An 11,468-nucleotide genomic window follows, 5' to 3' on the forward strand; every position below is an offset into this window, starting at 1 on the left:
CCGAACAACGCGCTGGCTCCACCGTGCCTTTGTACCGGGGAGCCAGCACACAGGTCTCAGTGGTTAAATAACGTAATGACCTGACCCTGTTTTAGAAGGGCCGCCGACCAGTTTTCGGCTTTTCCACCCTGAAGCGATTCTCTTCCAGCGGTTCAAGTACCACCGAGGGCGGGTTGCCCCGCGCCCAGGGAGCAAGGCCGTTCCGACGCAGCCACCGCCCCAGTGCCTGGCTCATCAACTCGCATCCTTCTTCGCTCCAGAAAGCCTCTTCGAGTTTCACCTCTTCAGGCCGTGGCTCTCCTTCCACTTCCAGTAAAATCGAAGTCCATTCCTTCTTAAAAAAGGCATCCCGGTCTTCCGGGCTTACCCGAAAGCCATACCCTTTTCCATTGCGGCTGTGTGCTCCGTTATTCCACGCTTTGACAATCATAATGCACTCCTTTCGCGGATAACCCGAAGTACTCTTTCCGATTGTACCTCAAATCTCCCGGAGACATCCGCCGGGGGGATTCGGGTACATTCCCCTTCGGTGATCGTTTCCGCGCTTTCCCCCTGGAATGGCCCGACGCCGGTTTATAACACCGTAGGCAGGATAATTGGGCGTCCGCCCCGTTCACTGCGGATGCGCTGCAACGGCACGTGGTACACCTGGCTCAGCAGTTCCGGTTCGAGCACCATCTCCGGTGTTCCCAGGGCCTTGATTTCCCCTTCCACCAGCAGGCACAGGCGGTCGGCATAGCGGCTGATCAGGTTCAGGTCGTGCAGGGTCATCACCACCGTCAGCCCCTCACGCTTTGCCAGGTCGGCCACGGCGTCCAGCAGGCTGATCTGATACTGCAGGTCGAGGTGGGTGGTGGGTTCATCGAGCAACAGCAAAGGGGCTTCCTGCGCCAGCGCCCGCGCCAGCAACAGGCGTTGTTGCTCCCCGCCCGAAAGGTCTCCCAGGCGTCGGTCGGCCAGATCCAGCACGTGTGCGCGTTCCATAGCACGCCGCACACCCTGCCAGTCGCGTGCCGAAAACTGCCCCAGCCAGTTCAGGTAGGGAGTGCGCCCCAGCTGTACCATCTCCTGGCCGGTGAAGGCTGGCGGCAGGTTGCGAGCCTGGGGCACCACGGCTACCAGGCGAGCGCGCTCCTGTTCGTTCAGGTGGCGGACGTCTCTTCCGGCGATCCAGACCTCACCCCCGGCGATCTCTACCACCCCGCTCAACGCCCGGATCAGCGTGGTCTTCCCGGCGCCGTTCGGGCCGATTACCCCGAACACCTCTCCCCGCTCCACACTGAAAGAAACGCCCTTAAGCGCCCGTCTTTCTCCGTAGCGCACCTCTAGCGCTTCCACCCTGAGCATCGGGGTGGTTTGCATCTCCACCGGGTAGTTCCCGTTTCGGCGTTTCCACATTTTCCACCTCACCTTTTACCAGTACGCCTGACTGCGCGCCCGGCGTAAGATCCAGAGGAAAAACGGCGCACCTGCAAGCGCAGTGATGATGCCCACCGGCAATTCCTGCGGGGCCAATACCACCCGCGCCAGAACATCTGCGGTCAGTAAAACTGCCGCACCGCCCAGCGCCGAAAGCGGCAGAATCCGCCGATAATCGCTCCCCCAGATAAACCGCACCACATGCGGCACAATCAACCCGATAAACCCGATGATCCCCGCGAAAGAAACCGCCGCGGCTGTGGCCAACGAAGCTGCTACCACCACAATCAAGCGTGCTCTTTCCACAGGCAGACCCAGTTGTTTGGCCTGATCATCTCCAAACTGAAACACATTCAACGCATGTCCGGTGGTCATCAAGACCGACAGACCCACTCCCACATACGGCAACATCGCCAGAACCGGCGGCCAGCCGCTCATCGAAGCCCCGCCCAGTATCCATGCCAGGGCGCGACGCACCTCATTGACCGATACCAGCATGAGGAAAGAAGTGGCAGCCGTGGCAAATGAGCTCACCGCCACCCCCGCCAGGATTAAATTGGTGGTGGGAACACTGCGCCCCACCCTCGCCAGCTGATACACCACCCAGACCGTCAACAGTGCCCCCAGGAACGCCGCCGCCGGAACCGCGAACAGGTGTCCCTGAAGCGCCCCCACGCTCATCGCGATCACAGCCCCCAGGCCCGCTCCCGAAGCCACCCCAACCAGGTAGGGGTCTGCCAGCGGGTTGCGGAACAGTCCCTGATAGGCGGCGCCACTGCCTGCCAGACCGGCTCCGGCCAGTGCCATCAGCAGGGTACGGGGCAGGCGCAGGCCGAAGAGGATCACATCGAAGGGGCGCAGGGCTTCTTCGGGCGGCAAACCACGCAGATGGGCGATCAGCAATTCTACCAGCGCCCCCAGGGGGATGAACACGCTGCCCACGGCCGCAGAGAGGAGGAGTGCGGCACCCAGGACGAGAAGCAGGATCAGATACGGGCGGGCAGCGTGTTTCATCACACCTTTTCCTTCGCCGCGCGGCGGCCAGTACCGCACAGCGCTGAAAAACAAGAGAGAACGTTACTTCAGTTCACCGGCCAGTTCGGGGTGGAACACCTTGACCAGCTCCACCAGTCCGTCCACCAGGCGCGGCCCGGGGCGGCTGACCAGATCATCGTTGAACGGGTAAACCCGGTTTTCCTTAACCGCTTTGATGGCGTTCCAGCCGGGGCGCTGGGCTACCTGTTCAGGGGTTACCCCACCGTAGAGCGCATCTCCCAGCAGGATAATATCCGGATTCTGCACGATCAATTCTTCCTGGCTGATCTGTGCCCAGGATCCTTCCAGGCTCGCCCCAAGGTTTCGCCCGCCTGCCAGGCCGATCAGCAGATCAATGAATGTGCCGGGGCCACTCGTCCAGGGTTTGGCCGGGTCGGTGGCATCCAGCTCGTAAAAGACCAGGGGTTTGCTTGCGGCTTTGGCGGCCACTTCGAGGGCCTTCTTTTCACGCGCCTGCAGCTGGTTCACCAGCTCTCGGGCTTCTTTTTCGCGCCCGGTGGCTTTGCCTACCAGTTCCAGATTGGCGTACATTTCAGCCAGGGTGGTGGGGTTGGGCACCACCAGAACTTTCAACCCCAGGTCCTGGATTCCCTTGAGTACTTCGGGGGCAGTCAGGGGAGAGGCCAGCACCAGGTCGGGCTTCAGGCTTACCATTTTTTCCAGGTCGTACTTTCCCATGTTCCCGCCCACCGAAGGCAGCGATTGAGTTTCTTCCGGGTAGTTTGAGAAGTCTTCCCTGGCCACCACCTGTGAACCTGCACCGATGGCGAAGAGAATCTCAGTGTTTGAGGGGGCCAGCGAAACTATCCGCTGCACTGGTGCGGGCAGACTGACCTCTCCCCCCGTGCCGTCGGGCAGAACGATGGGTTCGGAAGTCGGTGTAGCCGTGGGTACCAGGGGAGTTGGGGTAACTGTTGGCTCAGCAAGGGTGGGGGTAGCCGTGGGCGCCAGCGGGGTGGCCGGGGCGCAGGCTGCCAGGAACATCGCTAAAAGCACCAGCAGATTCAGGAATTTCAACGTCCGTTTCATAATCTGTACTCTCAACAGAGCAAAAAGCAAGTTCGAATGCATCCCTGTGCGCACACAAGTAAACAGCACTGGCGCACTTTTAAAATACATACTCCCTGTCGTTACCGGCAGGGAGGTGGAATCAGGCGAGGGTCGAGCCCATCGTGCTTCCCACCTCCTTTCAGCGAGGTTGTGAGAAACGCTCCTCAGGCGGTCGACCTGGCTTACCGAGAACAGCACCCGTCTCGGTTTACAGTTGCGCCACAGCGCCGGACTTTCACCGGCTTCGCCATTCTGCCCTGCCCATCCGGGAGCAGAGCACCTGAGGGCATCTATTCAATTGCAAAAATTGTAGTAGAACTAACGCCTCACGTCAAGGAAAAAAGCTAATCTGTCTTTCTTGCGCGGGGGGTCTTTTTGGCCTGCGCCGGAGCCACGTAGGCCGGGGCCAGAATGCCAAAGAAAGTGCACAGGCGCGTGTCGAGCATGCGGCTGCGGATGCGCGGGTCGAGTTCATCCAGGCGGCTGGCGGTGGTGATCACGGTGGGGAGCTCGGCGGTATAACGGTGATTGAAGATCTGGTACAGCTTTTCGCGTGCCCACGGCGAGGCATTCTGAGTGCCCAGATCATCGAGAATGAGCAGGCGCGCTGATCGAACTTCCTCGAACACCTCGTCATACGAGACTGTGCTGTTCGGGCTGAAGGTCGAGCGCAGGTGATCCAGCAGGTCTGGAACCACCACAAAAATAGGCGGTTGCCCCCGGCTTGCCTGGTAGTTGCCAATCGCCGCTGCCAGGTGCGTCTTGCCACAACCATAAGTTCCCGAAAAAACCAGCCAGCCGCGCGGATTTTCGGCAAAGGTCTGCGCCAGCTGGAAGGCCTTTTCCAGGTTGGCGCGCTCTTCAGGAGAGAGTTTCTCACGCTCGCGCATATTGAAGCTTCCAAAGGTCATGCGGCTGTAGAGGGGGAGCGCCGAAAGACGCGGCTGGGTGGTATCTACCAGCGGCTGACGGTAATCCTGAGCGTTGATCTTCACCATCGTCACCAGTTCGGGGTCGCGCAGGCGCGATTGAATGCGCCCTTCGATCTCTTCCAGGGGCTGGTTGGTGGTCACCACAGTGGGCAGGCGGTTGACGTACCGGTGGTTAAAAATTTGATACAGTTTTTCCTGGGCCCACGGGGTGGCATTCTGCGTGCCCAGGTCATCCATCACCAGCAGTGCAATATTGCGGATTTCTTCAAAGCGGGTTTCAAAATCTTCGTCCAGAGCCCCGTAGGCGTAACGCAGCCAGTCGAGCAGGTCGGGTACGGTAAGGAAGAGGGTTGGCACCCCCATGCTGACCGCGAAATTGGCAATCGCCGCCGCCAGGTGAGTCTTCCCTACTCCGTAGGCTCCGGTCAACAGCAGCCATCCCGAAAGCGTGCGCGCAAAGGTTTGTGCCTGGTCGAAGGCATACTTCAACGAACGTACCTGCTCATCTCCCAGCCCCACGCGCCCCTGCACCTTGAAGGTCTCAAAGGTCATCCCGCTGAAGGCCGTCAGGTTGCTCAATCGATAGACCCGCTGATAGGCCATGCGCGCCACTTCCTGCGCCCGGCAGCTACAGATTTCCACCTTGCCAAAATCGGGGTGGTCAATGGGCACATCGCGCCTGACGAAGCCCACTCCCCGACAAATCGGGCAGTTGGGGTCGCCGGGAAGGCTTTTCGAAGCCGCCGCCTCAGTGTTCGATGAAGTCGGCGAACTCTCCTTCGACATACCTGCGGCGATCTTTCGCAGAGTCTCGTCGATTGGTTTCGTCACGTCCTTCCTCCTGCCACGATTTTAAAATGGCCTCAATATATTTCCAGCGGCGCACGTTCTTCTCCACCGCAATTTTAAAAGCCTCTTCGATCCACGCCTGCGGGTAGGTCTGCTCGGCCTCCTGCAACACTTCCCCGATCAGAGGGGTGAGCGGCCCGATGTTTTGCTCATAAAGGCGGAAAATGTTGGGGCGTTCCACCTCCAGTGAAACCCCCGCCCGTTCCCCTTCCAGCGGGTTCCATTCTCCGCGGTGAATGGCCTGCACTGCCGCCCGCCCACGCGGGCTGTTGAGGAAGTACAGCGCCTCTTCCCCAGCGTCCTTCACCGTCACCCGCAGAAACGTGCCGCGCTGAACCGCCCGTTCGAGAGCGTCCTTCAGCCCTTCTTCACCCAGGTCTTTCAACAGACGCGCTTCATCGGTAAAATCTTTATACGTCAGAAACCGCACCTTCCCTTCCATGCGTTCCAGAAACCACAACGCATACAGGGTGACCTTCAGCTCGGCCAGGGTATCGATCTCGGGTAACAGATCGCTGAAAAACTGGGCCGGCAGGCGCGTCAGGCGCATTTTGCCGTCGGTAAAGCCTGCAAAGGGCATCAGCGCCGACCTCCGGGCAGCTGCGCGGCGTTTTCAAAGCGCGCCAGGTTGTTCAAGAAGACCAGTTCAATCCCGCCGTGGGTTGGGCCATTGCGATGTTTGGCCACGATGATCTCGGCCAGATTGGCCCGCGGGTTATCTTTCTCCAGCGCATCGGGGCGATGAATGAACATCACCACATCGGCGTCCTGTTCCAGGCTGTTATGGACAATAATGTTATTGGCCACAAAATTATGATGTTGTGGAACCGTCAAATCATATACCGGTTCTTCGCCAGTAAAATCGATTGCAACCACCGCATCCCAATATACTTCGCTGTTTGCCAGTGCAGTCAACTTTTCTGAATGGAGAACATTTGCAAGACGGCTTGCTCTGATTCGGCTGATATTTTGTTTGTAGAGTGCTGTTCCACAGTAGGCGTTTCCAATGCTCGCCTGCAATTGACGGCTGGTAATTCCCTCGCTTTGCATAGCTGGAACAACCACCTGCCTCCACACACCGGCTGGAATTATGTCCCGATTGGTGTTAGCGACACGGTTTTGAATATAGTCGCAAACTTCCCGCAGTCGGCGTTCCCGGTAAGCGCCTACTGCCCCAATTTTTTCAGCAAAAAGGGTCAAATCGGGTTTCCCGGTAATGACCACGTTCCACTGATCCATCCCTTTACCATTTTGAGGAACACGCCTCAACAGAGCATTAATCCCTAAGCGGAGCAGGAGCGATTGAACATCCCGGGCCAATTGCTCACTACTGGATGCGTAGTAGGCGATAGCTCTGGTCCTCTTTCCCCGCGTTAATTGGATACTTCCATCGGTTGCCCATAAATAGCGTAAAAATAAGGCAATAGAATGCTCGGATTGGGAGAAAACAATCGGCGGAACGAATTTTTCTGAAGAACGGAGGTTAAAAATACCCAATTCTTTCAACCAATCGGTCACCGGGCTGTGTACGCCATGGGTATGATGTCTTTTTGAAGTGAAAAATACCTGTAACCACGAATTTTGCGCCTGAATGCGCGGCTCAATTTGATCAGGGAAAACCGTCTGAGCAAGCCGCACGGCTTCCTGCGCTAAATCCAGTTCACCCGTGGTAAACTGATGAGCATGATGGGCAAGTATACAGCCATCCCCCAATAACAGCCCCAAGAAGGCCAGTTCCTCTTCACGTAAAGAAGAGTGGGAAGAGGCGGGGACTATCCGCGGCAGAGCAATCTTATCCCCAGGGGTTAATTCATCCAGCCGTTTCCATCCGTCCAATGTCAAGAAACGGTGATTGGCAGTGGCTTCGATGCACCTGCCCAGAGCAGTGGTCAATCGCCATACTTTTTTTATTCCGGTTTCGAATGCTCTGCTAACTGGCACTGCTTCGAGTTTGAAAGTGGTCTCGTTTAATGCCCAGACATAGAAACCGCTCTTGCCAGCCAGTTCTCGAATGGGAACTTCCTCACCGCTTTCTGCAAGGGTGATGCGAGTGTTTCCTGTGAGGCAACCGCTCTCGCGCAAATCAGAAAGCACCGGTCTTTTATCGGCGCGCTGTTCCACCGCGCGCGAAAGCTGGGCGGCGGCCAGCACCGGCACGTTCAACTCGCGGGCCAGCACCTTTAAATTGCGCGAAATATAGGAAACCTCCTGCACACGGTTATCGGTGCGCAGGTCGCCGCTCATCAATTGCAGATAATCTACGATGATCAGATCCAGTTCGTATTCCATGTGAAGGCGGCGGCACTTGGTGCGCAACTGCATGGGGGTGATGGCAGGGGTATCGTCCAGGTAAATGTGGGTGTCGGCCAGCACTTCAATGGCGTGGGTGAAGAGCGGCCACTCCTCTTCGGTTAACTTCCCGGTGCGCAGGCGCTGGGTGTCGATGCCCGTTTCCTGGGCAATCAGGCGTTGAACCAGCTGCTCGTTCGACATTTCCAGAGAGAACATGGCCACGTGTTTCTTATACTTCTGTGCGGCGTTCTTCATCACCGAAAGCATGAAACCCGTCTTCCCCATTCCGGGGCGCCCGGCTACGATCAGCAAATCCGATTTCTGCAGTCCGCCGAGCAGACGGTCGAGATCGGTTAAACCGGTGGGCACCCCCATAATTTCATCGGTGCGCTGTGAAAGCTGATCGATACGGTCGTAGACATCGCTCAGCACCTGTTGAATGGGTTGCAGGTCGTGCCGAACGCGCCGCTCGCTGATTGAGAAGATCTTCTTCTCCGCTTCATCGATCACCGTATCGATGGATTGCTTCTGGTTGTACGCCAGTTGCGCCAGCTCATTGGCGGCATTCAACATGCGCCGCCGCAGAGAGTGCTCCTCCACGGTGTGCGCGTAGGCCTCTACGTTCAAGGCTGAAGGTGTCTGGTTGATCAGGGAAAGCAGGTAGGCCTGCCCGCCCACCTCTTCCAGCTGTCCCTGTTGCTCCAGTTCCTGAGAGACGGTCAGATAATCGATGGCAATGCGCTTCTCATGCAGGCGGGTGAAGGCTTCCCAGACCCAGCGGTTGCGCACGATGTAAAAATCTTCGCCCTTGAGGAACTGAGAAACCGTAAAGTACGCCTCAGGGTTGATCAGCACAGCGCCCAGCACGGCTTCTTCGGCCTGCCGGTTGTGGGGCGGGGCCTGGACTTCGGAAACGGGAATTTCTTCAGGATAAATGTCGCTCATCAGATTATTCTGATTCTAGCAGGAAGTGCAGAAAATTCCAGTCAAGAATCCTCTTTTCCCCCTCTTCAAAATCCGGGTCACAGGGGAGGGGTAGTCAGAGTGGGGTTTAGAAAACCATGCCCATCATTGACAGCCTTACGCACCTGAGGTATCCTTGGAGCGCGTCCGGGTGGGACCGGCGCGGCAGAACCCACCGAACCCCGCCAGGTCTGAGAAGAAGCAACGGTAAGGAGGTCCTTCTGGGCGCCGCCGGCAAACCTGCCCGGCGCACTTCTTTGAAGCGAGAGTCATCCCACCTGCCTGTGCCAGTGCCAGTTGACGAAACGATGAACTCCATTCCCGTTTGCAATTACGAGGGCTCCGATTATCAGCAATCCTTCTGGGAGCGCGGCGGGCGCGCCTATGAAGATGGTTGTGAGCGAATCGCCCTGCGCCGCCTGCTCCCGGTGGGGCAGGAGCATGAGCGCCTTCTTGAGCTTGGTGCCGGAGCCGGGCGCAACACCCTGCGTTACGTTGGCTACGGGGAGATCACCCTGGTAGATTACTCACGCACTCAGCTCGAGCAGGCCCGCCAGCGCCTTGGTGATGGCAGGCGCTTCCGCTACGTTGCCGCAGATATCTACTACCTTCCTTTTGCACCTGCTCAGTTCCATGCGGCCACCATGATCCGTACGCTCCATCACATGGTGGAGCCGCGCCTTGCCCTCGATCAGGTGCGGAGGGTGCTCAGGCCCGGAGCCATTTTTATCCTGGAATATGCCAACAAACAAAACCTCAAGGCAGTGCTGCGCTACCTGTTACGGCGGCAGAGCTGGAGCCCCTTCAGCCCTGAACCGGTCGAATTTGCCCCTCTCAACTTCGATTTTCACCCGGCCACCGTGCGCACCTGGCTGCAGGCCAGCGGTTTTGCCGTCGAAAGGCAACTCACCGTCTCGCACTTTAGAGTGGGTCTGTTCAAACGCCTGTTCCCACAGGGCTGGCTGGTGGCGCTCGACTCGGTCGCTCAGCTCACCGGTGACCTGTGGCAGCTCAGCCCGAGTGTCTTTGCACGTTGTCGTGCGGTAGGTACTCCCTCTGCAGAATCTTCGGCAGAACCGTTCGTCTTTCGCTGTCCGGCCTGCGGTCATGCTCCTCTAGAGGATACCCCGCCGCGCATCCTTTGCCCGGAATGCAGGCGTGAATACCCCGCCGAAGACGGCATTTACGATTTTCGCATCCGTTGACCGGTGTTGCGGGAGTGCCAGGAACAGAGGGGGATTCTCTTCGGAGGGCAAAACAACCGACCGGGTTCTATGCTACAATTCACTCTGCTCCATCTTGAGCCAGGTTTTGTTCTTCACCCCCGGAGGTAATATGTCGATACTCGATTGGGGTCCCATCGGGCGCACCCGCCGTAACCATGCCCTCGAACACGCCACCCTGAGCGTGCTGGCCGAACGCACACCCAACCTGCGCCTGGGAGGCTATTCGGATGATCGTGGTTTCTGGCTGGTGGGCAACGTCTCTACCGAAGCCGTGGTTGAGGCCATACAGACCGCCCTGGCGCGGCTTGAGGCGGGGGAACGTTCTCTGGCCATTCATCCTAACTGCGGAACCAATTTCGCCGCCGCAGGTATGCTGGCGGGCACGATGGCCTGGCTGGGAATGATGGGTGTAGGGCGTGGATGGCGCTCAAAACTGGAGCGCTGGCCGATCATCGTTTCGCTGGTGACCCTGGCCATGATCTTTGCTCAACCGCTGGGGCCCTGGCTCCAGGAACGCATTACCACCCATGCCGCTCTGGATGGCCTTCGGGTGGTTGAAATCAGGCGGCAAATGCACGGTGACCTGCCCGTTCACCGTGTGCTCACGCGCGGATGATCTGAGGTTCCGGCGCATGGATTCAAAACCGGTGGTCTACCTGCTCCACGGCGATGACACCCTGGCCATTCATCGTGCGCTCGATGAAATGCTCGCCCGGATGGGCGACCCGGCTATGGCCAGCCTGAACCTGACACGCCTGGATGGCCGCGAGACCAGCGAAGATGCCCTGCGTAATGCTGTTTTTTCCATGCCTTTCCTCACCGATCGGCGTATGGTGGTTCTCACCCACCCGCTCGCCCGGCTCAATTCAGAGGCCGCCCGCACCCGCTTCTGTAGCCTGCTCGACACTCTCCCCGACTCAACGGCCCTTATCCTGATCGTTGAGGATGTTTTCGACCGGCGGGACTGGAAAACCCTTCGACACGACCACTGGCTTCTCCGCTGGGTGCGTTCCGCCGGGCCGCGGGCGTTTTACCTCCTTTGCCAGCTACCCGACCTCTCGCGCATGGCCGAATGGGTGCGCAAAGAGGCCGTTGCCCGGGGCGGGCAATTTACCCCCGAAGCCGCCGCCGCCCTGGTCGATCACCTTGGCAACGATACCCTCACCGCCAGCCTTGAAATTGAAAAACTCCTCCTCTATGTTGACCGCCAGCGCCCCGTAGAGGCGCAGGATGTAGAAGAGCTTTCTGCCCGCACCCGGCAGGCGGATGTGTTCCAGATGGTGGATGCACTTACCGCCGGGAACGCCTCGCTGGCACTAAACTTGCTACACCATTTAATGGAAGAAGAAGACGAGTTCAACCTGTTCGGAATGATCATTCGCCAGTTTCGCCTTTTACTCGTTGGCCGTGAAATGCTCGATGAAGGCCGCAGTCCCGGCGAACTGGCCCGCGGGCTGGCGCACAGCGATTTTGTCGCCCGCAAGGCCATGGAACAGGCTCGAAGGTTTACACAACAGCGTTTGGATGCCATTTACCGCCGCCTGCTGGAGATCGATGCCGGGGTCAAAACCGGGCAAACCACCCTGCCGGTGGAGCTGGATCGCCTCATTGCTGAACTTGCCCATACATCCTGAACCCCTGACCCGGCTTCGTGGCTCCAGCCTTCTCGTTGAATCGGTCG

The 11,468-nt window shown here is 58.5% G+C and carries 10 protein-coding genes, 1 other RNA gene and 1 riboswitch; of the genes, 4 read left to right on the forward strand and 7 right to left on the reverse strand.

Features of this window, described 5'->3' with window-relative positions; genetic code table 11:
* Window positions 1-91: 91 nt before the first annotated feature.
* The 7 genes from ATHL_RS16410 to ATHL_RS16440 form a co-directional block, all read right to left on the reverse strand.
* Window positions 92-430 carry a nucleotide exchange factor GrpE gene (locus tag ATHL_RS16410; protein ID WP_062196018.1) on the reverse strand — a complete coding sequence of 113 codons (339 nt, stop codon included), beginning with the start codon at window positions 428-430 and terminating at the stop codon, window positions 92-94.
* Between the two features lie 143 nt (window positions 431-573).
* Entirely contained in the window at window positions 574-1,398 is an 825-nt protein-coding gene (locus ATHL_RS16415; RefSeq protein WP_084001636.1) for an ABC transporter ATP-binding protein, read from the reverse strand.
* Window positions 1,399-1,413: 15 nt separating this feature from the next.
* Window positions 1,414-2,433 carry a FecCD family ABC transporter permease gene (locus tag ATHL_RS16420; RefSeq protein WP_062196020.1) on the reverse strand — a complete coding sequence of 340 codons (1,020 nt, stop codon included), beginning with the start codon at window positions 2,431-2,433 and terminating at the stop codon, window positions 1,414-1,416.
* A gap of 63 nt (window positions 2,434-2,496) precedes the next feature.
* Window positions 2,497-3,504 (reverse strand): ABC transporter substrate-binding protein, encoded by a 1,008-nt coding sequence (locus ATHL_RS16425; RefSeq protein WP_162787776.1) that lies wholly within the window; start codon window positions 3,502-3,504, stop codon window positions 2,497-2,499.
* A gap of 171 nt (window positions 3,505-3,675) precedes the next feature.
* Window positions 3,676-3,823, reverse strand: a riboswitch (cobalamin riboswitch).
* Between the two features lie 46 nt (window positions 3,824-3,869).
* Window positions 3,870-5,288 carry an ATP-binding protein gene (locus ATHL_RS16430; protein ID WP_162787777.1) on the reverse strand — a complete coding sequence of 473 codons (1,419 nt, stop codon included), beginning with the start codon at window positions 5,286-5,288 and terminating at the stop codon, window positions 3,870-3,872.
* Window positions 5,206-5,886 carry a DnaD domain-containing protein gene (locus tag ATHL_RS16435; RefSeq protein WP_062196025.1) on the reverse strand — a complete coding sequence of 227 codons (681 nt, stop codon included), beginning with the start codon at window positions 5,884-5,886 and terminating at the stop codon, window positions 5,206-5,208. The genes ATHL_RS16430 and ATHL_RS16435 overlap by 83 nt, the downstream gene beginning before the upstream one ends.
* Complete coding sequence (locus ATHL_RS16440; RefSeq protein ID WP_062196027.1) at window positions 5,886-8,543, reverse strand: replicative DNA helicase; 2,658 nt, start codon at window positions 8,541-8,543, stop codon at window positions 5,886-5,888. The genes ATHL_RS16435 and ATHL_RS16440 overlap by 1 nt, the downstream gene beginning before the upstream one ends.
* Window positions 8,544-8,710: 167 nt before the next feature.
* Between ATHL_RS16440 and ffs the strand changes: the two genes are divergently transcribed.
* From ffs to holA, 4 genes are all read left to right on the forward strand, one after another.
* Window positions 8,711-8,810, forward strand: an RNA gene (ffs, locus tag ATHL_RS16445) — signal recognition particle sRNA small type.
* A gap of 59 nt (window positions 8,811-8,869) precedes the next feature.
* On the forward strand, window positions 8,870-9,766 hold the full coding sequence (locus ATHL_RS16450; protein WP_084001648.1) for a class I SAM-dependent methyltransferase: 897 nt from the start codon (window positions 8,870-8,872) through the stop codon (window positions 9,764-9,766).
* Between the two features lie 130 nt (window positions 9,767-9,896).
* Entirely contained in the window at window positions 9,897-10,403 is a 507-nt protein-coding gene (locus ATHL_RS19015; RefSeq protein WP_062196029.1) for a DUF6391 domain-containing protein, read from the forward strand.
* A gap of 16 nt (window positions 10,404-10,419) precedes the next feature.
* Window positions 10,420-11,421 carry a DNA polymerase III subunit delta gene (gene holA, locus ATHL_RS16460; RefSeq protein WP_062196031.1) on the forward strand — a complete coding sequence of 334 codons (1,002 nt, stop codon included), beginning with the start codon at window positions 10,420-10,422 and terminating at the stop codon, window positions 11,419-11,421.
* Window positions 11,422-11,468 lie beyond the last annotated feature (47 nt).

Origin of the sequence: Anaerolinea thermolimosa, from assembly GCF_001050195.2 — a bacterium.
GTDB classification, from domain to species: domain Bacteria; phylum Chloroflexota; class Anaerolineae; order Anaerolineales; family Anaerolineaceae; genus Anaerolinea; species Anaerolinea thermolimosa.

Excerpts from the sequence above, each read along its gene's own strand:
- ATHL_RS16410 (WP_062196018.1), bottom strand. The coding sequence starts at position 430 with ATGATTGTCAAAGCGTGGAATAACGGAGCACACAGCCGCAATGGAAAA.
- ATHL_RS16415 (WP_084001636.1), bottom strand. The coding sequence starts at position 1,398 with ATGTGGAAACGCCGAAACGGGAACTACCCGGTGGAGATGCAAACCACC.
- ATHL_RS16420 (WP_062196020.1), bottom strand. The coding sequence starts at position 2,433 with ATGAAACACGCTGCCCGCCCGTATCTGATCCTGCTTCTCGTCCTGGGT.
- ATHL_RS16425 (WP_162787776.1), bottom strand. The coding sequence starts at position 3,504 with ATGAAACGGACGTTGAAATTCCTGAATCTGCTGGTGCTTTTAGCGATG.
- ATHL_RS16435 (WP_062196025.1), bottom strand. The coding sequence starts at position 5,886 with ATGCCCTTTGCAGGCTTTACCGACGGCAAAATGCGCCTGACGCGCCTG.
- ATHL_RS16440 (WP_062196027.1), bottom strand. The coding sequence starts at position 8,543 with ATGAGCGACATTTATCCTGAAGAAATTCCCGTTTCCGAAGTCCAGGCC.
- ATHL_RS16450 (WP_084001648.1), top strand. The coding sequence starts at position 8,870 with ATGAACTCCATTCCCGTTTGCAATTACGAGGGCTCCGATTATCAGCAA.
- ATHL_RS19015 (WP_062196029.1), top strand. The coding sequence starts at position 9,897 with ATGTCGATACTCGATTGGGGTCCCATCGGGCGCACCCGCCGTAACCAT.
- holA (WP_062196031.1), top strand. The coding sequence starts at position 10,420 with ATGGATTCAAAACCGGTGGTCTACCTGCTCCACGGCGATGACACCCTG.